Annotated in this window: 25 protein-coding genes and 3 tRNA genes; 18 read left to right on the top strand and 10 right to left on the bottom strand. The window is 68.9% G+C overall.

Annotation, left to right across the window (positions count from 1 at the left end):
- Nucleotides 1-121: 121 nt before the first annotated feature.
- The gene (locus OHB01_RS07255) at nucleotides 122-1279 is read right to left on the bottom strand and encodes an acyl-CoA dehydrogenase family protein (RefSeq protein WP_328855123.1); all 1158 of its coding nucleotides are present in this window, start codon (nucleotides 1277-1279) and stop codon (nucleotides 122-124) included.
- Nucleotides 1280-1364: 85 nt separating this feature from the next.
- Between OHB01_RS07255 and OHB01_RS07250 the strand changes: the two genes are divergently transcribed.
- Complete coding sequence (locus OHB01_RS07250) at nucleotides 1365-1793, top strand: PspC domain-containing protein (protein ID WP_168066611.1); 429 nt, start codon at nucleotides 1365-1367, stop codon at nucleotides 1791-1793.
- A 1-nt stretch (nucleotide 1794) separates the two neighbouring features.
- Here the strand turns inward: OHB01_RS07250 and OHB01_RS07245 are convergent, their stop codons facing one another.
- The 3 genes from OHB01_RS07245 to OHB01_RS07235 form a co-directional block, all read right to left on the bottom strand.
- Complete coding sequence (locus OHB01_RS07245) at nucleotides 1795-3087, bottom strand: MFS transporter (protein WP_142652498.1); 1293 nt, start codon at nucleotides 3085-3087, stop codon at nucleotides 1795-1797.
- Between the two features lie 193 nt (nucleotides 3088-3280).
- Nucleotides 3281-3622 (bottom strand): metallopeptidase family protein, encoded by a 342-nt coding sequence (locus tag OHB01_RS07240; RefSeq protein ID WP_142652497.1) that lies wholly within the window; start codon nucleotides 3620-3622, stop codon nucleotides 3281-3283.
- A gap of 12 nt (nucleotides 3623-3634) precedes the next feature.
- Nucleotides 3635-4465, bottom strand: coding sequence for an ABC transporter permease (locus OHB01_RS07235; RefSeq protein WP_261986000.1), 831 nt, complete (start codon nucleotides 4463-4465; stop codon nucleotides 3635-3637).
- Nucleotides 4466-4644: 179 nt separating this feature from the next.
- On the opposite strand from OHB01_RS07235, the gene OHB01_RS07230 reads away from it, so the two are divergent.
- A complete protein-coding gene (locus OHB01_RS07230) occupies nucleotides 4645-5901 on the top strand; it encodes an IS110 family transposase (protein WP_328854055.1) in 1257 nt (418 codons plus the stop codon).
- A gap of 8 nt (nucleotides 5902-5909) precedes the next feature.
- Here the strand turns inward: OHB01_RS07230 and OHB01_RS07225 are convergent, their stop codons facing one another.
- Nucleotides 5910-6857, bottom strand: coding sequence for an ATP-binding cassette domain-containing protein (locus tag OHB01_RS07225; protein WP_328855122.1), 948 nt, complete (start codon nucleotides 6855-6857; stop codon nucleotides 5910-5912).
- Between the two features lie 68 nt (nucleotides 6858-6925).
- Here OHB01_RS07225 and OHB01_RS07220 point away from each other — a divergent pair, with 68 nt between their 5' ends.
- The 8 genes from OHB01_RS07220 (at nucleotide 6926) to OHB01_RS07185 (ending at nucleotide 10736) form a co-directional block, all read left to right on the top strand.
- Entirely contained in the window at nucleotides 6926-7549 is a 624-nt protein-coding gene (locus OHB01_RS07220; protein ID WP_187280801.1) for a TetR/AcrR family transcriptional regulator C-terminal domain-containing protein, read from the top strand.
- A 57-nt stretch (nucleotides 7550-7606) separates the two neighbouring features.
- A complete protein-coding gene (locus tag OHB01_RS07215; protein ID WP_142652386.1) occupies nucleotides 7607-9241 on the top strand; it encodes a metallophosphoesterase family protein in 1635 nt (544 codons plus the stop codon).
- Nucleotides 9242-9314 (top strand) — tRNA-Glu (locus OHB01_RS07210).
- A gap of 109 nt (nucleotides 9315-9423) precedes the next feature.
- Nucleotides 9424-9498: transfer RNA gene (locus OHB01_RS07205), tRNA-Asp, on the top strand.
- Between the two features lie 21 nt (nucleotides 9499-9519).
- Nucleotides 9520-9596: transfer RNA gene (locus OHB01_RS07200), tRNA-Phe, on the top strand.
- A 99-nt stretch (nucleotides 9597-9695) separates the two neighbouring features.
- Nucleotides 9696-9827 carry a hypothetical protein gene (locus OHB01_RS07195; protein WP_260617551.1) on the top strand — a complete coding sequence of 44 codons (132 nt, stop codon included), beginning with the start codon at nucleotides 9696-9698 and terminating at the stop codon, nucleotides 9825-9827.
- A 315-nt stretch (nucleotides 9828-10142) separates the two neighbouring features.
- The gene (locus tag OHB01_RS07190; protein ID WP_142652388.1) at nucleotides 10143-10328 is read left to right on the top strand and encodes a hypothetical protein; all 186 of its coding nucleotides are present in this window, start codon (nucleotides 10143-10145) and stop codon (nucleotides 10326-10328) included.
- Nucleotides 10329-10433: 105 nt separating this feature from the next.
- A complete protein-coding gene (locus OHB01_RS07185) occupies nucleotides 10434-10736 on the top strand; it encodes a hypothetical protein (RefSeq protein WP_147945025.1) in 303 nt (100 codons plus the stop codon).
- 131 nt (nucleotides 10737-10867) lie between these two features.
- Here the strand turns inward: OHB01_RS07185 and OHB01_RS07180 are convergent, their stop codons facing one another.
- The 3 genes from OHB01_RS07180 to OHB01_RS07170 form a co-directional block, all read right to left on the bottom strand.
- Nucleotides 10868-12100: a GUN4 domain-containing protein gene (locus OHB01_RS07180; RefSeq protein WP_328855121.1), complete on the bottom strand. Its 1233-nt coding sequence runs from the start codon at nucleotides 12098-12100 to the stop codon at nucleotides 10868-10870.
- On the bottom strand, nucleotides 12097-13362 hold the full coding sequence (locus OHB01_RS07175) for a helix-turn-helix domain-containing protein (protein WP_142652394.1): 1266 nt from the start codon (nucleotides 13360-13362) through the stop codon (nucleotides 12097-12099). Before OHB01_RS07175 ends, OHB01_RS07180 begins: the two co-directional genes overlap by 4 nt.
- A gap of 142 nt (nucleotides 13363-13504) precedes the next feature.
- Nucleotides 13505-13669 (bottom strand): type II toxin-antitoxin system VapB family antitoxin, encoded by a 165-nt coding sequence (locus tag OHB01_RS07170; RefSeq protein WP_328855120.1) that lies wholly within the window; start codon nucleotides 13667-13669, stop codon nucleotides 13505-13507.
- 153 nt (nucleotides 13670-13822) lie between these two features.
- Between OHB01_RS07170 and OHB01_RS07165 the strand changes: the two genes are divergently transcribed.
- From OHB01_RS07165 to OHB01_RS07140, 6 genes are all read left to right on the top strand, one after another.
- Complete coding sequence (locus OHB01_RS07165) at nucleotides 13823-14362, top strand: winged helix-turn-helix domain-containing protein (protein ID WP_147945462.1); 540 nt, start codon at nucleotides 13823-13825, stop codon at nucleotides 14360-14362.
- Nucleotides 14272-14907, top strand: coding sequence for a transposase (locus OHB01_RS07160; protein WP_147945461.1), 636 nt, complete (start codon nucleotides 14272-14274; stop codon nucleotides 14905-14907). Before OHB01_RS07165 ends, OHB01_RS07160 begins: the two co-directional genes overlap by 91 nt.
- A gap of 160 nt (nucleotides 14908-15067) precedes the next feature.
- Nucleotides 15068-17653 (top strand): ATP-binding protein, encoded by a 2586-nt coding sequence (locus tag OHB01_RS07155; RefSeq protein WP_147945027.1) that lies wholly within the window; start codon nucleotides 15068-15070, stop codon nucleotides 17651-17653.
- A gap of 73 nt (nucleotides 17654-17726) precedes the next feature.
- Nucleotides 17727-18320 carry a carboxymuconolactone decarboxylase family protein gene (locus tag OHB01_RS07150; protein ID WP_147945028.1) on the top strand — a complete coding sequence of 198 codons (594 nt, stop codon included), beginning with the start codon at nucleotides 17727-17729 and terminating at the stop codon, nucleotides 18318-18320.
- A 117-nt stretch (nucleotides 18321-18437) separates the two neighbouring features.
- The gene (locus tag OHB01_RS07145) at nucleotides 18438-18689 is read left to right on the top strand and encodes a hypothetical protein (RefSeq protein ID WP_328855119.1); all 252 of its coding nucleotides are present in this window, start codon (nucleotides 18438-18440) and stop codon (nucleotides 18687-18689) included.
- Between the two features lie 105 nt (nucleotides 18690-18794).
- Entirely contained in the window at nucleotides 18795-19361 is a 567-nt protein-coding gene (locus OHB01_RS07140; protein ID WP_142652402.1) for an alpha/beta fold hydrolase, read from the top strand.
- Nucleotides 19362-19508: 147 nt separating this feature from the next.
- Here OHB01_RS07140 and OHB01_RS07135 read toward each other — a convergent pair whose 3' ends face one another.
- Nucleotides 19509-19712: a cold-shock protein gene (locus OHB01_RS07135; RefSeq protein WP_142652404.1), complete on the bottom strand. Its 204-nt coding sequence runs from the start codon at nucleotides 19710-19712 to the stop codon at nucleotides 19509-19511.
- Between the two features lie 298 nt (nucleotides 19713-20010).
- Between OHB01_RS07135 and OHB01_RS07130 the strand changes: the two genes are divergently transcribed.
- On the top strand, nucleotides 20011-20793 hold the full coding sequence (locus OHB01_RS07130; RefSeq protein WP_328855118.1) for a hypothetical protein: 783 nt from the start codon (nucleotides 20011-20013) through the stop codon (nucleotides 20791-20793).
- A 48-nt stretch (nucleotides 20794-20841) separates the two neighbouring features.
- On the opposite strand, the gene OHB01_RS07125 is transcribed toward OHB01_RS07130, so the two are convergent.
- Nucleotides 20842-21948, bottom strand: coding sequence for an endonuclease/exonuclease/phosphatase family protein (locus tag OHB01_RS07125; protein WP_142652408.1), 1107 nt, complete (start codon nucleotides 21946-21948; stop codon nucleotides 20842-20844).
- Nucleotides 21949-22436: 488 nt separating this feature from the next.
- Between OHB01_RS07125 and OHB01_RS07120 the strand changes: the two genes are divergently transcribed.
- Nucleotides 22437-23366 carry an SDR family oxidoreductase gene (locus OHB01_RS07120; RefSeq protein ID WP_328709012.1) on the top strand — a complete coding sequence of 310 codons (930 nt, stop codon included), beginning with the start codon at nucleotides 22437-22439 and terminating at the stop codon, nucleotides 23364-23366.
- Nucleotides 23367-23386: the final 20 nt, after the last annotated feature.

The raw sequence follows: 23386 nt of genomic DNA, 5'->3' as shown, positions 1-23386 counted from the left end.
GCCCCGCGGACCCCGGCCCGTGTCGCGCTGTGATCCGTGGAACACTCCCCACGTTGCAGGGTACAGAGAGTACCGCGTCTTCGGCGACCGTGATTGTCCCCGATCGCGGTGAACGGGGGCGTCAGCGGAAGGCGTCGAGGCCCGTGAGCGCCTTGCCCAAAGTCAGCAGGTGCACCTCCTGGGTGCCCTCGTACGTGAGCACGGACTCCAGGTTGGTCATGTGCCTGATGACCGGATACTCCAGCGTGACGCCGTTGGCCCCGAGCACCGTACGCGCCTCGCGGGCGATGTCGAGAGCGGCCCGCACGTTGGCCAGTTTGCCGAAGCTGACCTGGGTGGGCTTCAGCTTCCCGGCGTCCTTGAGCCGGCCGAGGTGGAGGGCGGTGAGCCCGGCCTGGCCGAGCGCGACGGCCATCCAGGCCAGCTTCTCCTGCGTGAGCTGGAAGGCGCCGATCGGCTTGCCGAACTGCACGCGCGTGGTGGCGTAGTCGACGGCCGCCTCCAGGCAGGCCCGGCCCGCTCCGACGACGCCCCACAGGATGCCGTACCGCGCCTCGGTGAGGCACGACAGCGGGCCCTTCAGTCCCGTGACGCCCGGCAGCACGGCGGAGGCGGGCAGCCGTACGTCATCGAAGTAGAGAGAGGCGGTGACCGAGGCCCGCAGCGACAGCTTGCGGTGGATCTCGGCGGACGAGAAGCCGGGAGTCGCGGTGGGGACGACGAAGCCGCGGATGCCCTCATCGGTCCGCGCCCACACGACGGCGACGTCGGCGATCGAGCCGTTGGTGATCCACATCTTGGCGCCGTTGAGGATCCAGTCGCCGGACGGGTCCTGCTTGGCGGTGGTGCGCATGCCGGCGGGGTCCGACCCGTGGTCGGGCTCGGTCAGGCCGAAGCAGCCGATGGCCTCCCCTGAGGCCAGCCGGGGCAGCCACTCCTCCTTCTGCTCCTCCGAGCCGTACTTCCAGATGGGGAACATCGCCAGCGACCCCTGCACGGACACGAACGACCGCAGCCCCGAGTCGCCCGCCTCCAGCTCCCGGCAGGCCACGCCGTACGAGACGGCGTCGAGCCCGGCGCAGCCGTATCCCTCCAGGTGCATGCCGAGCAGACCGAGCGAGCCCAGGGCCGGGGCGAGTTCGCGGGCCGGGAACGTGCCCTGCTCGAACCATTCGCCGACGTAGGGGAGGACCTTGTCGGAGACCAGTTCCCTTACGGAGTCCCTGATCATGCGGTGCTCGGGGTCGAGCTGGTCGTCGAGTTCGAGAAGGTCGTCCATGGCGTCAGGGTATCCGGGCCCCCTCGGGGTAGGGCCAGGGGGAATCCCGATGTGCGTCAACCCCTCTGAAAGGCACTGTGGAGGTATGAACGAGATGAACTCCAACGGTTCGGTCAAGCAGCTCCACCGCACTCGGAACGGCAGGATCATCGCCGGCGTGTGCTCGGGCGTCTCCGAGTACACCGGCATCGACGCCAACATCCTGCGCCTCGGGCTCGCCGTCGCGAGCTTCTTCGGCGGCCTCGGCGTCGGCATCTACGCCGTCGCCTGGCTCCTCCTCCCCGAGGAGGGCAAGAACTCCTCCATCGTCCAGGACCTCATCGACAAGAACAAGGACGGCCGGGTCTGGCAGGACGCCAAGGCCAAGTGGGACAACGTCCAGCAGGGCTGGAACCAGGGCCGCCCCAGCAGCACCCCGTACCCCCCGCAGGCCCCCCAGGCCCCGAGCTACGAGCAGCACCCGTACGGCCGGCCCTCCACCGGCGACTCCCAGAACCAGGGTCCGCAGGCCTGACTCAGGTAGCGGCAGCCCGGACCTTGGCGATGATCTCCCTGCGCGACTCGGTCCAGAGCATGGCGAGCACGGCCGCGGTGCACAGCCCGGCCACACCCGCCAGCGTCACGACGGCCTCTGGACCGAGTCGCTGGGCGGCGGCGCCTCCGACGAGGATGCCGACGCCCTGGGCGGCCAGCAGCCCCGACTGCACCAGCCCGAACGCCGCCGCCCGCCCCGCGGCGGGCACGCACTGGACGAAGGCCGCGTTGGCCGCGAGCTGATAGGCCCCGCCGACGCCGGACAGCACCCACAGGGCGAGCACGCCCTCCAGCGGTGGCCGGACCGCGCACAGCACGAGCGGCGCGCAGGTCAGCATGGCGAGCCATCCCATGGCCCGCAGCCGCCCCGACGGCGTGACGAACCGCCCGAAGAAGAACGCGCCGATGACCGTGCCGGTCGGCATCGCCGCCATCAGCAGACCCGTGATCACCGGAACGGGCAGTCTCCCGTCGGCGAGCGCCGCGGCGTACGGCACCGCGAGGCCCTCGGGGATCACGTAGAACCCGCACAACCAGGCGAACAGGACGAGCGTGCGCAGCCGCCGTTCGCCGAACACCAGGCGCGCGCCGGACCTCGTCATCCGCCACATGGACGGCCGCTCGTCGTCCTCGCGCAGCGGCGCCGGGCGATGTCGCACCCCCGCGACGATCACCAGGGCCGACCCGAGGAACGTCGCGCAGTCGAGCGCCAGCGCCCGATAGGGCCCGAGCACCGCGATCGCCGCGCCCCCGGCCGCGAACCCCAGCATCTGTACGGCCTGGTTGGTCACGTTCTGCAGGGCCGAGCCCACGACGTACCGGTCGCCTTCCAGCACCTCGGGCAGCAGCGCCGCGCGTGCGGCCGAGAACGGCGCGCCGAGCAGCACGACGAAGAAGACCAGCGCGCACAGCACCGGAAAGGGTGTGGCGGGCAGGGCCATCACGGCGAGCATCAGGGCGCGCAGCACGTCGCACCAGAGCATGACCCGCCTGCGCGGGTATCGGTCGGCGAGCCCGGACAGGAGGGGCCCGCCGACGATGGGTGGCAGGTAGGTCAGCGCGTAGACGGCGGCCGTGGCCAGCGGTGAAGCGGTCCGGCTGTAGACGAGCACCGCGAGCGCCACCTGGGCGAGCTGGTCGCCGAGGAGCGACATGCCCTGTCCGAGCCACAGGGCCCGGAACTCGGGGATCGCGGCGACCTCCCGATAGGTGGTTCGCACCTCGGGGGGACGGCGGTGCCGGCCGGACAGCCTGCCGGGCTTGGTGGCCGCCATCTCACTCCGCAGAGGTCGCTCCGCCGGCCGTGTCCGCAGGTGTCCGCCGCGGCGACTGGATCTTACAGCCCGTGGTCAACATGTCACTTACAGTGCCTGCCGGAGGCGACTTTTGCAACCCGCTGACGGTCCCATTTCGCGCGCCGCGAACGGCGAGCACCGCCCTGACGAGCGGAAACGCCGACGAACGCCGTCACCAGCCGAGCTCGTGCAGCCGTTCGTCGTCGATGCCGAAGTGGTGGGCGATCTCGTGGACGACGGTGATCCGGACCTCCGCGACCACGTCGTCCTCGGTCTCGCAGATCTCCAGCGTCGGATTCCGGTAGATCTCGATGCGGTCCGGGAGAACCCCCGAATACCAGTCGCCCCGCTCGGTCAGCGGGATGCCGGTGTAGAGCCCGAGCAGGCCGGGCTCGGGCGGGTCGTCCACCACCACGACCACGACGTTGTCCATGACCTTGGCCAGGTCCGAGGGGATCGTGTCGAGCGCCTCGGCCACGAGCTCCTCGAACCTCTTCAGCGGGACGTCGATCACGGTCTCATCGTGTCATCGCGGGGCGGCCGTGCGATAGCGCCGTACGGCGAGCGGCGCGAACACCGCGATGATCAGCAGAGACCAGCACAGCGACGCCGTCACCGGATGCTGCAGAGGCCAGGAGGCGGCGGCCGAGCCGGGATTGCCGAACAGCATCCGCGCGGCCGAGACGACGGCGCTCATCGGGTTCCAGTCCGCGATCGCCCGCAGCCACCCGGGCAGCCCCTCCAGCGGCACGAACGCGTTGGCCAGGAAGGTCATCGGGAACAGCCAGCCGAACGTCGCGGCGTCCGCCTGCGCGCCGCTCTTCACCAGCAGCCCGATGTACGTGCCCAGCCAGACCATCGCGTACCCGAACAGGGCGAGCAGGGCGAAACCGGCGAGCGTCCCCAGCGGGGTGCCGTGCGGACGCCATCCCGCGATCAGCAGGCCGCACACGCTCATGGTGGCGAGCGACAGCCAGTCCTTGGACATGTCCGCGAGGCTCCGCCCGGCCAGTACGGCCATGCGCGCGATGGGCTGGGCGCGGAAGCGGTCGATGATGCCGTGCGCCATGTCCTCGGCGACCGACGTGGCGGCGGCGACCGCGGACAACGCCATGACCTGCATGAAGATCCCGGGCATCAGATAGTCGCGGTAGTCGCCACCGCCGGGCAGGCTGATCGCGCTGCCGAAGACGTACCCGAACAGGATGGTCATGATGACCGGGGCGACCAGCTCGGCGGCGATCTGGCCCGGCTGGGCGCGTAGCTGGGAGAAGCTGCGCCCCGCGATGACGAACGTGTCGCTCAGGGCCCAGCGCAGCCGTCGCCCACTCGTCGCGGGAGGTTCCACGGTGATCACGCCGCCCTACCTTCTTGAGTGCGAGCGCGCTCCGGTTGGTGTAGAAGATCGGGGTGTGCGAACGAGGCAGGGATGGCTCTCACGCTGGCTGCCCTCGATGGCAAGGGAGGCTCGGCCCCCTGCCTCGTCGCTTCTCCTTGACCGCTGATTAGGCACTGCGATTGATCGCTATGTAGGGCATGGACGGCGAGGAGAGGCTGCATGGCAGTGACGGGAGAGGAAGGAGTGGCATGGCCGTCGCTGTAGGTATCGACGTTTCCAAGGAGTTCCACTGGGCCGAGATCAAGGTCGCTGAGACCGGGAAGGTGCTGCTCAGCCGCCGCTTCGACAACGCCCCCGGTGCCATTGGCGAGCTGATCGAGCACATCACCGTCGCGCAGGCCGAGCACGGCCCGGCCACTGTCGGGATCGACGTGCTGGGTGGTATCGCCGGCCTGCTGGAGGCGATGCTGCTGCACGCGGGCCTTGCCGTGGTCCATGTGCCGGGGATGGCGGTCAACCGGGCACGGCGCGCCACCGTGGGCGGGGAGCGCAAGAGCGACCCCAAGGACGCCCGCGTGATCGCCGATCAGGTGCGCATGCGCGATGACCTGCGACCAGTGCAGCCGGGCCGGGAACTGGACGCCGAACTGCGGCTGCTGGTCGGCCGGCGTGCGGAGCTGGTCACCGACGCCACCCGGCGGGCCGCCCGCCTGCGGGATCTGCTCACCTCGATCCACCCCGGCCTGGAGCGAGTGGTCGATGTCACCGGCAAGCTCGGTCTCCACCTGCTGACCCGCTTTGTCACTCCGGCCGAGATCCGCGACGCCGGGCTGGAGGACGTACTGGCCCATCTGCGCCAGGTGCGGCATGTGAAGGCGTCGATGGTCCGAGCGCTGGCCGAGGCGGCGATCGACGCCGCGGCAGCCCAGCACATCGCCGTCCCCGGGCAGACGGTGGCTGCGGACATCATCCGCGACCTGGCGGCCGAAGCGCTGGCCGGACGTGAACGGCTGGCCCAGCTCGATGCGCGCATCCAGGAGGTGCTGGCGCGCCACCCTGATGCGGCCCTCATCCTCAGCCTGCCGGGGATGGGGGCGACCCTGACTGCGGAGTTCCTCGCCGAAACCGGCGGCATTGCCCGATTCGCCAGCCCCGACCAGCTCGCCTCGGCCGCGGGCCTGGCCCCGGTGCTCAAGCAGTCGGGCAAGGTCCGCTACTTGCAGCGCGCCACGGCAGGCAACAAGGCCCTCAAGCGGGTCTTCTACCAGTCGGCCTTCATCGCTATCAGCTGCGACCCGGCCAGCCGGGCCTTCTACGACCGCAAACGCGCCGCAGGCAAACGGCATCACCAGGCCCTCATCGCCCTGGCCCGCCGCCGTGTCAACGTCCTGCACGCGATTCTGCGGCACAGGAGGCCGTACGACCCTAGCCATGTCCGGGCTGCGGTGGCTTGACAAAAGCATTAGGCAGCCTCCTTCTGCCCGGCCGGCGCGTCCGTGAGCGCCAGGAACACCTCGTCCAGCGTCGGGCGGCGCAGCCCCAGGTCCTCCACGCCGACACCGGCGGCGTCGAGGGCCGCGGCGACCCTGACCAGGGAGGCGGCGCCGTCCGAGACGGGCACGGAGAGCCGCCGTCCGGGGGCGTCGATCTCGGGCTCGCCGGGCAGCGCGCCGCGTACGGCCTCGACGCCGGGAGCCAGGTCCGCGGCCTCGCGGAAGGCCACGCTCACCCGGTCGCCGCCCACCTTCGCCTTGAGTTCGGACGGCGACCCGGCCGCGACCACCCGCCCGGCGTCCATGACGGCGATCCGGTCGGCCAGGTGGTCGGCCTCGTCGAGGTACTGCGTGGTGAGCAGCAGGGTCGTCCCCTCGGCGACGAGCCGGCGCAGCACGTCCCACAGCGCGAGGCGGCTGCGCGGGTCGAGGCCGGTGGTCGGCTCGTCCATGAACAGCACCGGCGGGCTGACGATCAGGCCGGCGGCCAGGTCGAGCCTGCGGCGCATGCCGCCCGAATAGGTCCGCACCGGACGGTTCGCCGCCTCGGCCAGGCCGAACCGCTCCAGCAGCTCCTCGGCCCTCTGCCGGGCCGTACGGCGGGGCAGGTGATAGAGCCGGCCGAACAGCTCCAGGTTGCGGCGGCCGGTCAGCAGCTCGTCGAGCGCGGCGTGCTGGCCCACCAGGCCGATGCGGTAGCGGAGCCGTTTGGAGTCCGCGACCACGTCGCAGCCGGCCACCCGGGCCGAGCCGCCGTCCGGGCGCATGAGCGTGGTGAGGATGCGGACCATCGTCGTCTTTCCGGCGCCGTTGGGCCCGAGCAGGCCGCACACCGAGCCGCGCGGCACGTCGAGGTCGACGCCCCGCAGCGCCTCGCTGGTGCCGAACCGCTTGCGTACTCCTTCCGCATGGATCACGGCATCTCCTTAACGTAGTTAAATTTAACAACGTTAAGGATGCATTGAACGCCGTTAAGCTGTCAACCGTGGCACTCGAACGCGACACGATCGTCAGGACCGCCATCCGGCTGCTCGACGAGGTGGGGCTGGAGAAGCTGACCCTGCGCAGGCTCGCGACCGAGCTGGGCGTGCAGGCCCCCGCCCTCTATTGGCACTTCAAGAACAAACAGGAGCTCCTGGACGCGATGGCCGAGGCGATCTCCGTACAGGAGCCGTTGCGGCCGCTCGCCGAGGGGGAGTCGTGGGAGGAATGGCTGGCGGAGTGGTGCAGGGGCCAGCGCCGCGTGTTCAAGTCGCACCGCGACACCGCGCGCCTCACCGCCGGCACCCACCCCGGCACGGCCACGCTGCGGACCGTCGAGACCATCCTGGAGTCGCTGCAACGCGTGGGATTCACCCGTACGGACGCGATGTGGGGTCTCGGCACGCTCGCGAGCTTCCTCGGCGGATTCGTCCTGGAGGAGCAGGCCGACCAGGAACGGGGCATGCTGAATCCGGCCCTGTTCGCGGAGGCATTGGAGGGCCTCGCGCCGTACCCGAACGTGCGCGCCGTCATGGCCGAGACCAAGGGCCCGCAGACGGACGCGTCCTTCGAGCACGGCATGGCGCTGATCCTGTCCGGAATGCGGGCCCGCCTGGAGGCCCGGTAACCGGAACGCCGAGTCCTGGCAACCAAAGCAGTCGCAACTTCGGGTAGTCAGGAAGGGATGGAGAACTCGCGGTTGAGGGCGTACGCCCGCAGGACCTTCGGCAGCCGGCCCGCCCGGGTGTCCGCTCGTGTGCTCGCGGTCCTGCTGGTGGCGGTGGTCGGCGGATGGCTCGGGATGACGTTCGGCGCCAAGGTGGACACACCGGTCGGGCCTGCCGACGTCGGGATGTCCCTGGCTCCGTCGTGGAGCGGGGAGACCGTCATCGACGTACGGCCTCTCGGGACGCTCAGCTTCAACAGCCACGACGCCCCGCTGCGGCTCGACCTGACGATCGAGGCGGTCCACCCGGAGGTCGCGGAGGAGATCCTCAAGAACCCCCGGTGGGCCGACCGGCTGCCGACGACCATCGAGGCCGACGTCATCGCCGGGCTGCGCAGCCTCGTCGTGCGCGCGGCGCTGTTCGCCGTCGTCTTCGGGTTCATCACCGGCCTGGTCGTCTTCCGGCGGCTGTCGCGGGCGGCCTGGACCGCGGCGGGCTCGCTGGTGATGGTCGCCGTCCTCGGCGGCGTCTCCGCGCTGACCTTCAACCCCCGCTCGATCGCCGAGCCCCGGTATACCGGGCTGCTCACGGGCGTGCCGTCCCTGGTCGGCAGCGCCGAGTCGATCGTGACCAAGTTCTCCGAATATCGCGGCCAGCTCGCCAAGCTGGTGACCAACGTGTCCCAGCTGTACGAGGCGGGGTCGACCCTGCCCATCTTCGATCCCGACCCGGGCACCATCCGCGTGCTGCACGTCTCCGACCTGCACATCAACCCGCTGGGCTGGAACGTGATCAAGTCGCTGAAGGACCAGTTCAAGGTCGACTTCATCGTGGACACCGGCGACATCAGCGACCACGGGACGAAGGCCGAGAACGAGTTCGTGAAGGAGATCGGGACGCTCGGCGTGCCGTACGTCTATGTGCGCGGCAATCACGACTCCCTGACGACCCAGCGGGCGGTCGCCAAGCAGAAGAACGCGATCGTGCTGGACGGCGCCGCGGCCACCGTCAAGGGGCTGACCGTCTACGGCATCGGCGACCCGAGGTTCACCCCCGACAAGTCCGTGCAGGCGGAGGGCGACGAGAGCAAGACCCTTCTCGACCTCGGCCGGGCCAACGCGGCCAAGCTGGCGCCGCGCGAGTGGCCCCGGCCCGCCTCCACCTCGGCCCCCGACAAGATCGCCGCCGACATCGCGGCCGTCCATGACCCGACCGTGGGCCGCGGCCTGTCCGGGTATGTCCCGCTCGTGCTGAGCGGGCACGTCCACGCGCGGTCCACCGAGCTGCTGCCCTCGGGCACCCGGTTGATGATCCAGGGATCCACCGGAGGCGCCGGCCTGCGCGGCCTTGAACACGACGAGCCGACCCCGCTGACCGCCTCGGTGCTCTACTTCAACAAGAGCAGCCACCGCCTGGAGGCCTGGGACGACATCACGGTCGGCGGCCTGGGCGAGCAGTGGATCCAGTGTGAGCGTCATATCGAGCCGGACCCTGGTCGTACAATTTTTCCCGAGTCACCGCAGGCACCGCCGTCGCCGACGGCAACCGGCAGCGGCTCACCGTCGCCGGTCGCTTTGGCATCAGGGGCAAACGTCCCCTATGCTTCAGGGGTCTCCGACGGAAGGCGTCACGGAACAGGGCGGAAGCCTTGAGCCCCCATCGTCTAGCGGCCTAGGACACCGCCCTTTCAAGGCGGCGGCACGGGTTCGAATCCCGTTGGGGGCACGTGGAGCGCGTCGGGCGCGCCGGATGACGGAAGGTCGAAGACCTCCCGGAAGCTGGTAAGCTAGGCGAGCCGAACAACACGGGGAAGCGAAAGTCCCCCGGACATAAAGGTCCTGTAGAGCAGTTTGGAGTGCTCGCCACCCTGTCAAGGTGGAGGTCGCGGGTTCAAGTCCCGTCAGGACCGCGTACGGCGGCAGCCGCCGGAGGTCAGGTAGCTCAGTTGGTACGAGCGTCCGCCTGAAAAGCGGAAGGTCGGCAGTTCGACCCTGCCCCTGACCACCATCTTTGAACAGCCAAAACGCCCCGAGCCCATCACGGCCGGGGCGTTCTTGTTGAGCGTTGACGACAAGACTGACGACAATGTGGCTCTCGTCCTTGGCGTTGACAGTTGCTGGCCGGGCCGACCCCGACCTCCTGCGCGAACGCGTCCTCCTCGCCGTCCTGTTCGGCCTCGTGGGATGGGCCCATCTCCAGGAACGCCGCGACGCCCTCGCCATGGCAAGCGTCTCCTGAGTCAGATTCCAGACGCCATTACTCGAGCTCGTAACGTTTTCGTGACCGGTGGAGACGATCACGTCGACGACGGAAGCCTTTCAGTCGGATCTTCAATCGTCTGTGAGTCATGGCGGTCCTCGCCGTACTGAGTCGCGCCCCTGGGCTCCTGGTAAGACAAGAAGTACCGCGCTCTGCCTGGTGAGAAGGTGTTTCACGGTTTCATGGCAAGTGGAGGCCGTGCGCCTCTGGATCGGACACCCTGATCGTCGCGACTATTGCTGATGTACCGTGATCCCAGAGGATCGCTCTCGATCCGGAAAAGAAGGTTCCACCATGGATGCCGTAATGATCCTCTCCGCAATTATCAGCGGAATCTTCGGGCTGTGGAAGGCCATCGAGTACGCGAATGCATCACGCAGGCGGTCCCGTGCCATCACGCGGAGCGCGGCCATTCTGGGTGCGGCGGCCGTCGCAAGCGCCGCGATCGCCAGCAAGAACAAGAAGAACAGCACAAACTGACAGGAGGCGAAGTCGCCGGCCTGATTCAGGTGCCGATGCCTCCCATGCCAGGCGCCGTACGCCGGTGGAGAGCCTGAGCTTCGAATTCGACGACTGAAGGAAACCATGCCTGACTGGCAGCGCATATTGCAGACGGCAGGTGAACTTTTTCAAGCCGGTAGCTACATGGTCACCGTGGACCGCTGGTTGAAGATGGACGACAATTCGGCCATCGACGCGATTGACGCGTTCGTCAGCACCTCCTCGGTAGCCGACGTCGACAACATGGATGCCGTTCTTTTTCACGTGGCGGTCGGCAGCACCGCTTCGTCCGACAAGGCGCGCCTAATCCGCTTCTACACGATCTTCAAAGTAGCCGAGCTGGTGAGGTTCGAACAGTTCCGTGGTTTCCCTGCTTATGAGGAATAGCAGTCAGCGTAGGAACGGGGGTGCCGGCGCGCGTCGGGCTCGATGACTCACGCGCGCCAGCGGAGCGGGCTTTTGTGCTTCATCGGCCGATGCCGGAGACTGGCCTCGTCCGGCATACTGGCCAGGTGGCTTCATCCGCCCAGCCGGTCAAGCAAGCGGGGCCGATTGATTGCCCACACAACGGAGATCAATTGGGTGTAGTTCGCGAACATCCTGCGAGCGGGCGCCTCCGTTAGTATTTTCCGCAGCCGACGACCCTGCAATTTCGCGGCATCCGCATAGACCTCGAACATGGCGAGCGACGCCATCTCGCTGTACTCCTGCCAGCCGAAGGATTCGTCCACAGGTCTGGCGTGCACCTGCTCGGCCCACGTCGGGTCACGCAGATAACGCGCCAAATCGATCGGCAGCCGGCCCATCGAGCCGTATCCGTCGCGGATCTGACGCAATTTCCACGGAGGTCGAATGCCGCCGATTGGGCCGAGGATCGGGAGATGTCCGCGGGGTGCCCCGAGTGAGAACTGCGCTTCGGCATAGAAGATCCAGCGATTCGTCCGCCAGCCGACTGCGGAGCCGTAGGCGATCAGGTCGCCGGCGGCCTGCCGGAGTGCGTCACGCTGCGGAGTAAAGCCGAATCGTCCATCGCTGCGATGTCTCCAGAGCAGGTCGATCGAGCGGACGTCGTCGCGGGCGAGTCCGTCGACCTGGTCCGGCTCGATCAAGTGCGCACGTGAGGTGTTCGGATCACCGCCCGCGGCGGCCCAGAGCAGGCTTGCGGTCTCCCTGTCGGCCTCCTCCCAGCGCCTGGACGCCAACAGGTCGTCGAGGACCTGAAAATTCAACCTTCGTGAGGTACCCGACGGCAACTGAACAGGCCCGGATTGCGGCTGAACACGGGTGATCTCATAAATCTCGCGTAGCTCGTCGACAAGGTGGGCGCAGTCTCGATGACCGAATTTGGTGCGATAAGGGATCGTCTGGCGTTTACTCAGTTCCTTCAGATCGTCGGGCAACTGCTCGGCGGTGGGTAACGGTGTGTTATTGAGCAGAATCGGGATCACGCGGATCCCGGCGGCGAGCGACAGCGCCACCTCGGTGCGCACCCAGTCACCGGGCACGTCGATGCGTCGCCCGCCGGAATCGGTCACGCCCGCCCAACGCGGGCCGATGATCACGAGCAGCACGCAAGCCCGGTTGAGCGCGTCATAAAGGACCTTGTCGAAGGCCATTCCTGGGGGAATCGACCGTCCGGAACGAAATACGTTGTCGTCTCCGAACTGTCTGCGGAGCTCCCCGTCAATGTGGTCGGCGAGCACGTCGCCGTCGCCGTTGCGGAAACTGATGAAGATCAGATCTCGGCTCACCGGGGCTCCAGCAGGGATGGCAGTTCCGACCAGAGTTCCGCTACGGCCGAGTGCGCCCGGCGGCGTCGGATAAGGGAGACGAAGGACTTCAGGTCGGTCCTGACGGTCGCGGAGTCGACGATACGGATCTCGTGGAGCACGCCGGCCACCACTGCGCAGGCCTGCGTGGTGGCGCCGCTGTCGGCCAGTGCGAGCGCCTGCCGAACCGCGAACCTGACCCGGGAGCGGCGGGAGGGCCCGGCCGCCGTCGCGGGGCTCGACCGGTCGAAGAGCTCCGCGGCCTCTTCGGGACGGCCAAGGTCGTGCAGGCACCAGCCACGGATCAGGTGATTCATGAGATCGACGGAAACCGACGTGCCGAGCGGCCGGCTGGTGTCCACCACACCTTCGCGGCCGGCCCGCTCCCACAGGATGTCCGCATGATCGAGCGCCGCCGCGCAGCGGTTGTTCTCACCTGCCAGCGCGTAGCCTTGAGCCTCCCGCAGGGCCGCGAGCCAGCGTACGCGCGGGGAGAGGTCGTGCGCGGCGCGCACACGCGCGGCCAGCCTGACGGTCGCGCCCGGCTGCCCCTCGTAGAGGGTCACGAGCGCGCGTCGAACATCGGCGTACTCGGCCAGCTCGTGGTCCTCGCCTTCCACGGCGAGTTCCACCGCACGATCGGTCCACCAGAGGGCCGCGTTGTCATCGCCCACTTCCTGAGCCATCCACCCGGTGAACTCGGCTGTCCGCGCGGCCAGCCTGAGCAGGGCCGCGCGGGACCGTCCGCGAGTCAGCGGCAGCGCGGCACGCAGCGTATGAACCTGAGCGATCGCCACTGGCAGGACAGCCGCTGGGGAAGTGGTCTGCCCGAGTCGCATGGTCGCGTCCAGTAGCGCGGATTGTGCTTCCACGTCACCCGGGGCCTCCAGATAGCCGGGCACGGCCTTTAACCGCAGGCGGATCGAGTCGTCGGGCATGTTCGTCCCGAACCCACCGTCGCCGTCCGCGGTGAACCGGATCGCCCATTCCGGTCCGAAAGGCGGCGTAGCCGCGTCGTTCGAGCGGGACGACACAGGCATCGCGGCGAGGGCGATGAGTCCACCCTCGGCCTTCAACGCGGCATCGCAACGGCGCGCGAGCCCAGGCGTCGGCTGCTGGCGACCGGATTCAATCTTGGAGAGGTGGCTCTTGCTGTATCCGGTCCGTGTGGCGAGTTCCGTCAAGGACAACCCGCTGAGGATCCTGCGACGACGTAGCTCATCACCGAACGACGAAACGGTCATAAGCCCTTTCCTGGAATTCGTTACGCAAAGCGCCAGCAATTGTAAACTGTCACGAAAAACTGCCGTCCTCAAATGCTATAGCTCTCTCTCGCTTCGTGCCATGACAAGGTGATGTCGGAGCGGCGAACTCCGCATTTGATGATCAAGCCGCCATCTCGCGCGTACGAGCCATGGCGGCTGCACGTCTGCGTCGGTCGACGAATTCTCGTAGAGCGGCGTTGACCGTGTCTTTCTTGGAAGAAGTGCCGAGCAGCTTCGCGGCCTCGGCCAGAGCCTCGTCATCGAGGTCGAACGGGGTCTTGGTCACGGACACCGCCTCGCTCGTATATGAATCCAGATCGCCGACCGGCGAGAGTTTCCAGCGGCACGATCTCTGCTTGCCTGGGCGTACGGGCTACGGAACTTAAATGGGTCTTGTCGGTGAGCTGACGAGGGCTGATCTGGTCTGTATGACCAGGGTGTGCGGTATGCCCAAGGCGGCGGCTTCACCCCCCAGGAGCAGCGGCGCCGCGAGGAGGTACGGCTGAGCGCAGCCGTGATGTTCGAGCAGGGGGTCACGAACGCGGCGGTAGCCCGGACGTTGCGGGTCACTCAGCGGTCGGTGGAGCGGTGGCGGCGCGCCTGGCGCGAGGGTGGCACGGCGGCGCTGGCCTCAGCAGGCCCGCACGCGCTGCCCCGGCTCAGCCCGGCGCAGTTCGCCCGGCTGGAGGCCGAGCTGGAACGCGGTCCGCTGGCGCACGGGTTCGCCGACCAGCGCTGGACGCTGATGCGGATCAAGACGCTGATCGGCAGGATGTTCCACCTCGGCTACACCGTTCAGGGGGTGTGGTACCTGCTGCGGCGTAACGGCTGGTCGTGCCAGCGCCCCGCCCGCCGGGCGATCGAGCGGGACGAGGCCGCGATCGAGGTGTGGAAGAAGGAGGTCTGGCCGCAGGTGGAAGATCCGCGGCGGCCGACGGCGCCTGGATCTGCTTCGAAGACGAAGCCGGTCAAGGGCTGAGGCCGCCTCGCGCACGAACGTGGGGCCGGCGCGGGCACACGCCGGTGGTACACGTCCGCGGGCGCGGAAGCGGACGGGTGAACATCGCCGCCCTGGTCTGCTACAAACCCGGCGAACGCTCCCGGCTGATCTACCGCCTGCACGTCTACCGCGGCCGCAAAGGCGAGCCCAAGACCTTCGGCTGGATGGACTACCGCGACCTGATCCTTCATGCCCACGCCCAGCTCGGCGCCCCGATCGTGCTGGTCTGGGACAACCTCAACCTGCACCTAGTGCCCGGGATGAAGACCTTCGCCGCCGAGCACGCCGACTGGCTCACCATCGTCCAGCTCCCCGCCTACGCCCCCGACCTCAACCCCACCGAGGGCATCTGGTCCCTGCTCAAACGCGGCGCCCTGGCCAACCTCGCCGCCGCCGACCTGCCCCAGCTCGTCCGCGTCATCAAGCGCGCCCTGAAGAAGATCCAGTACCGGGCCCACCTCATCGACGGATGCCTCCCACCGACCGGCCTGACCATGAGAACGGGAGGCGACATCACGAATTAAAGGTCAGTAGCCTGATGTGAGCGACGGCGAGCTGGGTGACTGTTATACGTGAGAAGGGGAAGGCCGGCAGTTCGACCCTGCCCCTGACCAGCACCATTGAACAGCCCAAACGTCCCGAGCGGTCACGCTCCGCGGCGTTTTTGACTTTACTATCGTTCGCATGGAGCTGTGGGAGCGTTCCGGGGCGCTGGATCTCCTCGGCGACCTTCTGCGTGAGAGCGCCCGCGGCGGTCGCGTGGCGGTGGTGGCCGGCGAGGCCGGGATCGGCAAGTCCGTGCTCGTGACCGAGTTCGTCCGGCGATGCGGGCCGGCGGCATGGGCGCTCTGGGGAGGCTGCGACCGGTTGATCACTCCACGGGCCCTTGGTCCCCTGCACGACATCGGCCGCCAGACCAGAGGTGTCCTGGCCAAGCGGCTGAACGCCGGCGCCGCGCAGGAGGAGCTCTTCACGGCGTTTCTGGACGAGATCTCCGGTCCGCCGCAGCGCGCGCGCCCGGTCGTTGTCGTGGAGGACGCCCACTGGGCTGACGAGGCCACACTCGACTGGCTGATCTGGTCGGGCCGACGGATCGGTCGAATCCCGGTCCTGCTCGTGGTGACCTACCGTGACGATGAGGTGGGTGTCGAGCACCCGCTGCGGGGCGCCCTTGCGACCCTGCCCGGCGCGATCACGCGACGCGTGTCACTGTCGCCGCTGTCACGGGAGTGCGTGGCGAATCAGGCATACCGGACCGGGCGGGATCCGGAGCTGGTCTATCGGTTGTCCGGCGGCAACCCGTTGCTGGTGACCGAACTGTTGAAGGCGGAGGGGCGGGCGGTGCCGGCCACCGTGCAGGACTTTGTCCTGGACCGGCTGCGGCTGTTGCCGCGGCCCGCCCGGGAGCTGGCCCATCTGGTGTCGGTGATCCCGACTCGCGCCGACGCCGCTGTCGTGGCGGGAGTGCCGGACCTGGTCGACATATGCGTCGACGCCGGGGTGCTCGTGCCGTCCGGTGTCGGTGTGTCGTACCGTCACGAGTTGCTGCGGAGTGCGGTGGAGGACGCGCTGCCGCCCGCGCGCCGCGCCGCGCTGCACCGGCGGGTGCTGGGCGTGCTGGCCGGGGTCCCCGAGGTCGACCCGGGCCGCTTGGTTCACCACGCTACCCAAGCGGGGGACGAGGCCGCGGTCCTGCGGTACGGGCAGGTGGCGGGGGCCGGCGCTGCCCGGCAGGGCGCCCATCGAGAGGCGACGGCGCACTATCGGTCAGCGGCCCTGTACGCAGATCGGCTACCGGCCCAGCAGCAGGCCGAGCTGCTGGAGGCCTACGCGTTCCAGGCGTACCTGGCCGGGCTGGCCGAGGAGGGATTGCGGGCCAGGTGGGCGGCGCTGGCCGCACGGGATAACCTGCGGCAACCCGAGCAGGTCGGTGAGAACCTGCGCTGGATCTCTCGGTTGGCCTGGTGGGCGGGGAACGCGGGGCAGGCCTGGGAGGCGGCCGCGCGGGCGATCACAGTTCTCGAGACCGAGTTGCCGGGCCGGCAACTGGCCATGGCCTACAGCAACCGGTCCCAGTTGCACATGCTTGCGGGCGAGCGGGAGGCGGCGGTCTCGTGGGGAGAGCGGGCGCGAACCCTGGCCGTTCGGCTGGGGGATGTAGAGACCTCCGTCCATGCTGAGATCAACGTGAGCACCGCCCGGCTCACGGGCGGTGACGAAACCGCGGTCGCGGCGCTGGGGGAGGTGCACGAGCGCGCCTCAGCCCTCGGGCTGGCCGATCACGCCGCCCGGGCACTCGTCAACCTGGCGACCTCGCTGGTGCAACTGGCCGAGTACGAAGCCGCCGCACCGGCGGTCGAACATGCGCTGGCGTACGCCACCCAACAGGACCTCGACGGCTACGTCCAGTACCTGCTCGGGGTGCGAGCGGGGGTGCGGCTGGTGCGGTGTGACTGGGCAGGCGCTCTGGCCGATGCGGACGCGGCACTGGATCGGCAGGTCCGAGCCGGGGTCGCCGTGGTTCCCGCGCTGCTGGCGCGGGGCCGGATTCAGGCGGCCCGTGGCGAACGCGAGGCGCGGGTCACGCTCGACGAGGCCGCCCGCCAGGCCGAACGCACCGGTGAGGTGCAGCGGGTCTGCCCGGTGGCGGCGGCCCGCTCGGAGTACTTCCTGCTGTACGGCGATGCCAAGCGTGCCGCCGAGGAGGCCCGACACGGCCTGGACCTGGCCGTCAGGGCGAACCATTCGGTGTACATCGGGGAGCTGGCCTATCGGTTGTGGCGGGCCGGAGATACCGGGCTGCCCGGTGCGGGGGCCCGGCCGTACCAGATGATGATCGACGAAGACTGGGCCGGCGCGGCTGCGGAGTGGGCGCGGCGCGGGGCCGCGTATATGCGTGTCGAGGCACTGGCGGGCGGTGATCAGGGCGCTGCGGCCGAAGCCTTGCGGGTCCTGGACGAGCTGGGGGCCACGCGGGTGGCGGTGCGGTTGCGGGCGGAGCTGAGAAGGCGCGGTTTCACTCACGTGCCGCGTGGCCCTCGCCGGACGACGGCCGCCAACCCCGGCGGCCTTACGCTGCGCCAGGCGGAGGTGCTCGCGCTGCTGGCCGAAGGGCTGTCGAATGCCGAGATAGCCGGGCGCCTGTCGTTGTCGGTCAAGACCGTCGACCACCACGTTTCCGCGGTGCTGGACAAGCTCGGTGTGGCCAACCGGGGTCAGGCGGTTGCTGCGGCGCACCGGCTGAACCTAGTCCGGAAGCCCGCAAAATAGGGAATTCTCCCCAATCGCGGATCGTCGCGAGGACCTACCGTTCTGCGCTGAGATGCCGTCCCAAGGGGGAGACATGAGTTATCTCAGCACGCCTGGCGAATCACCCCTTTACGAAGCTGAGCGGCCCGCCCTGGGATACGTGCCCAACTATCTGAGGGTGCTGGCGCTGCGGCCTGAGGTCTATCACGCATGGCTGCGGCTCGGGGAGGCGGTCAGGGCCGGTATGGATCCGCGTCGGTACGAACTGGTCACCCTGACGGCCGCCCGCCGCCTCGGTTCCACGTACTGCGGTCTCGCGCACGCGGCCGCGCTGCTTGAGCGGTTCTACGATGACGTGGCCCTGCGGGCGATCATGGCTGACCATCACGATGCGGGGCTGCCGCCGGTGGATGTAGCGGCCATGGACTTCGCGGACCGCGTCGCCGCCGATCCCGCCGGCGTGACTGAGGGGGACATCGCGGTCCTGCGCGGGCACGGCCTGGCCGATGCCGACATCTTCCAGATCGTCCTCGCCGTCTGTCTGCGCCGGTTCTTCAGCGGCCTCCTGTCCGCGGTCGGCGCCGTCCCCGATCCGGTCTTCCGCGAGCTGCCCCCAGGTGTCCGTGCGGCCGTCGGGGCAACCGATGAGGCCTTTTCACGCCAGCGGGGCGACGCAGGTGGCTCGTAGCTCAATCCGCTCTGGATGTCCCGATGACCTCCACCAACCGTCCCCAGCGCCGAGCGGGCAGGTTCGTCGACGGTGTGGTGGACCGCTACCCGCTCCCTGACTCACTGGCACCGATACATGCTCTCGACGAAGGACAAGAAGAAGATCATGGCCGGAAAAGCTGTCATCAGCCTGACAACCGGACTGGAGGACCCTGAGCGGGTCACTGTGGCGTTCCTGGTCGCGCTCGGCGCGGCCGAGCAGGGCCGTCCCACGCTCATGTTCCTTACCAAGGAAGCAACCCGGCTGGCCATGGACGGCGTCGCCACCGCAGTCGCATGTGACGGCTGTCCCACCTGTCGATGTTGTCCCGGCCACAGGCCGTGGTGAGCGTCATCGTCGCCGCCGCCACGTCCGCCCGCTGAACCGGCACGCGGCCCCGCACGACTTCATGATGCTCCTCGAGGCCGCCCTGACCTACGGAAAGGCGAACCCATGACCACCACAGAACAGCCCGTCGTCGTCCTCGTCCACGGTGCCTTCGCCGAGTCGGCGAGCTGGAACCGCGTTATCCAGCGTCTGCACGGCCGCGGGCTGACCACTGTCGCGGCGGGCAACCCGCTGCGCAGCGTGGAGGGAGACGCCGCCTACGTGCGCGACGTGATCGCCGGCATCGGACGGCCGGTCGTCCTGGTCGGCCATTCCTATGGCGGCATGGTGATCAGCCAGGTGGCGTCCGGCAACGACGCCGACGAGGCCGCCCTGATGGCGGCGACCCAGCGGCCGGTAACCGAACGGGCGCTGACCGACAGGCTGACGGTGAGCGAGCCGGGCTGGCGTGCCAAGCCGTCCTGGTTCGTCCACGGTGATCGCGATCTCAACATCCCGGCCGGGGCGCTGAGGTTCATGGCCGAACGCGCCGGCTCGCGCGGAACCCATGAGATCGAGGGTGCCTCCCACGCCGTCGGGGCGTCCCAGCCCGAAGCCGTGACCGCAGCCGTCTTCGACGCCGTCGGCCACGTACAGGGAGACTCGGACCCGTGGGCGATCATGGCGAAATGACAGCGGCGCTGGCCCGAACGTCCAGAGCCGAAAAGATCGTGAGTCCGCATGACGAAGCCCCGGGCTCCGTGAGGAGCCCGGGGCCGGATGCCGTCAGAGCACGGGCCACGCCTCGGCGTGCCCGGCGGTGGCGGTGTGAAGCGTCGCTCAGATGGGCCGGACCTGCTCGGCCTGCGGGCCCTTGGCGCCCTGGCCAGCGGTGTACTCGACCCGCTGGTTCTCGTCCAGCGAGCGGTAGCCGCCGGCGTCGATGGCCGAGTAGTGGACGAAGACGTCCGCGGAGCCGTCGTCGGGGGCGATGAAGCCGAAGCCCTTTTCGGCGTTGAACCACTTCACGGTTCCCTGAGCCATGCTGCTTTCTCCTTGATTAGACGATCTCGAGAGCCACGGGTGTGGTCCTCGGGCTGCTGCGACCGACCGCCTTGGGAAAGCCTCGGCTCCGTACGGTAACGCTCGCTGTCAGTAACTCAGCAAGCGCTTCAACGCATACTGGGACTTCGACACAACCTGTACTCCGACACTACACGCCGCGACGTGGTTCCCGCGCCATTCTCTCGAGAAACCCCGTACGCGGGCATGTCGGGGAGCGGTCCGGAACGGGGACACCGCGAGGATGAACCAAGGTGAGGGCCCTTACGTGGTGTGAAGCATGAGACTGAGAATGATTCTGCTGCTGGCGGTGATGGCGCTGACCGCGGCCTGTGGAGGAGTGGAACCGGACACGTCGGCGGCCGCCGTGGCCGACGACGGGCCGGCGCAGCCGGTCGCCGTGTTGGGCGCGGAAGGCGGGTTCGTCACCGCGACCATGAACGTGCTGCGTCCGCCGAGGGTGGTGTTGTACGGCGACGGGCTGGTGATCGTTGACGCGAGCAAGCAGATGACGCTCACGGATGCCGAGGCGGGCGAGGTGGTCACGCGGCTGGAGAAGGACCTGGCCGGGCAGCCGCCGACCGCGACGCCGAAGCCGGGTGCGCCGTCGGTGACGGACCTGCCGGACACCGTCCTCGGCGTACGGGGGAAGGACGGGAAGATGCTGGAGGTCCGGGTTCCGGCTCTGCAGCAGCTCGCGGACTTCTACCCCAAAGAGCTGATGGACGCGAAGAAGACGATGGAGGACCTGGCGACCCGGGCCGCCGAGGAGGGCGCCGACTACGCCGGCACCCGCGTCCGGGTGGTCGCCGAAGGGGCCGAGTCGGCGGAGGGCAAGCCGTCGCCGTGGCCCCAGGGCGTTCCGGAGCCTTCGGGCACGATCGACCCGGTCTGGCAGAAGGACGTCGAGGGCGCGGCGGCGAGCGCGATCACCAAGGCGGTTCCCGCCGGGCAGGAGTACGGCCGGTCGCTCTTCACGACCGGCTCGGGGAAGATCTTCGTGCTGTCGTGGCGCTACCTGCTGCCCCACGAGCAGTCCCCGGCCCTCCCGGCAGAAGGCTGAAAGCCACGGATCCCCGCGACGATCGTCGCGGGGATCCGGGTCGCCGTTCTAGCGGGAACGCGGGTGCGGCAACTGGAGCGTCGCGACGACGCCCGCGTGGTCGGACGGCCACAGCCCCGACGGCGTACGGTCCCTCTGCTCCTCACCGACACGGTGGATGTCCTTCACGCGGAAGTCCCCGCGGAACAGGACCAGGTCGATGCGGAAGGTCAGGGAGGAGACCGGGTTGCGCAGGTCGGGCGCCTGACAGCAGGTGGGGCCGGAATCGGTGGGGTGCTTCACGCGCCAGGCGTCGGTGAACCCCGAATCGAGCAGGAACTGGTACGTCGGGAACGTCGGGTTCTGCGGGTCGTTGGCCGTGGTGTTGAAGTCACCGGCGAGCACCACCGGAAGCTTCGTGTTCGTCGCGGCCGCGATCAGCTCCTGCGCCTGCGTGCGCTGCGTGATGAACGGCGGTGTCGGTTCAAGGTGCGTCGTGACGAACCGGAAGATGCGGCCGCCGATGGTGGCGTCGACCGACGCCCAGCCGCTACGGCTGGCGAAGGGGCCGAGGGGCGTCGGGAACACCCGGTCGACCACGTACGGCTGCACCTGGATGTTCGACACCTTGACCGGCCTGCCCGGGTCGACCCTGGCGATGATCAGGTCGCGCACGCTGATGCGTACGTCGAAACCGAGGGTGGTCGGGGCCTCGGCGTCCTGCTCGGGCATGATCGCCATGGCCTCGTAGTGCAGCCCGAGCCGGTCGAGCGCGGCGAGGAGCGACTTGAGCTGGTCCGAGCTGACATTCGTCGCGGGCGGACTCCCGGTGCGTATGATGTCGGCCTCTTGCAGGGCGACGAGGTCGGGCTTGTCCCGGGCGATCTCCCGGGCCACCGCGGCGGCGCGCTCAGCCGGTTGGGACGCCAGGATCTGCCGGTACGCCAGTGTCACCGCCGCTTTGAACTGGTCCAGTGTCTGTGCTTGGGCAAGAGGCAGCAGGTCGGCACCCACATACATGTTCTGCGTCATGACGCGGATGTCCGATTTGCTGCCGCCGTCCGCGAGCGCGTTCGCGCCGGTCGGAAACGCCGTGACGCCGACGAGCATGATCGTCAGTAGTGCGCGAGCGAGCGCATAGGGCGGGCGCGACCTGGTGAGCCGGATGTGCTTCATATGGCCTCTCTCATCGGCACTGGGCCTGCTGCGCCGGTGACGACCACCGGATCTTCCTGGGCATGGGAATGCGCGCGTGCGCGATCATGGAATCTCCCCGGGCCGCTCATGCGGTCTCCCGGCGGGCCCGCGGTGTGAATCTAGTCAGTGAACTTTTCGGCGCTGTACGGCGACGCGCCCGGGTCGCCTGCCCGGCCGTTAGTTTGGGCCGTTCATGGACTCCGCTTGTGTTCCTCGTCGGCCGGACACGATCAGTAGCGAAGCGGTCACCTGGTGCATACGGTCACCAACGGTGACGTCCCGGCAACATGGACGGCGTACTGGGCGGGGGACAACCCGGACACTCCCGGCACCTACGTCTTCGGCGCGCCGGCGGAGTAGCCGGCACCGGCCCCACCCTCTGCCGCCGGCTCGCGGCGTGTCACAGATGACGTTTCTGTCCTGTCTTGTCGGCGGACCGGAACTCTCTGTTGACCAGGAGGTGCGTAGTGGATGCCGCGAGAGTGCCCGACTTGGCGGGCAAGGTGGCCGTGGTGACGGGCGGCAGCGACGGGCTTGGTCTCGGCTTGGCCATGAAACTGGCCCAAGCCGGGGCCGAGGTCGTGCTGCCGGTCCGAAATCCCGACAAGGGCGCCGCCGCCGTCAAGAAGATCAATGAGGCGGTGCCGGAGGCCACCGTCTCCACGCGTGAGCTCGACCTGGCCTCGCTGGAATCGATCGCGGCACTCGCCGCCACCCTTCGGCGCGAGGCCCGCCCGATCGACATTCTGATCAACAACGCCGGGGTGATGGCCCCCGCCGCCCGGCAGACGACCGTCGACGGCCTGGAGTTGCAGTTCGGCACCAACCACATCGGCCACATGGCGCTGGTGGCACGGCTCCTGCCGCTGCTGCGCCTGCGCGGGGCCCGGGTAACCACGATGTCCAGCAGCGCCGCCCGCTCCGCCGCCGTCGACTGGGCCGACCTGCAGAGCGAACGGAAATACTCGCCGGTCCGCTCGTACGGGCAGTCGAAGCTGGCCAATCTCCTCTTCGGGCTCGAACTCGACCGGCGGAGCAAGGCCGGCGGATGGGGCATCGTCAGCAACGTCGCGCACCCCGGCACGACCCTGACCAATCTCTACGCGTCCGGCCCCAACCTGGGCCGCACCCGCCCCGCGCCCTACGAGAGGCTCATGAAGCTGCTCCTCCGGCTGGGCCTGTTCGTGCAGACGGTCGACGCCGGGCTGCGACCGGCCCTGTACGCGGCCACGAGCCCGCAGGCGCGGGGCGGCCGGTTCTACGGCCCCGACGGCTTCGGCCAGTTCACCGGCGGGCCGACGGAGCTGCCCCTCTACAAATCGGTCCAGGTCGAGCGCGACGCGGCCCGGCTGTGGACCGTCTCCGAGCAACTGGCCCACGTCGAGTTCCCCACCTGAGCGCGGGCCGGCGTACGCGC

This window comes from Microbispora hainanensis, from assembly GCF_036186745.1.
Classification (GTDB): Bacteria; Actinomycetota; Actinomycetes; order Streptosporangiales; family Streptosporangiaceae; genus Microbispora.
Note: the sequence above shows the minus strand (reverse complement) of the source record. Positions and strands in the feature narration are given on the sequence as shown.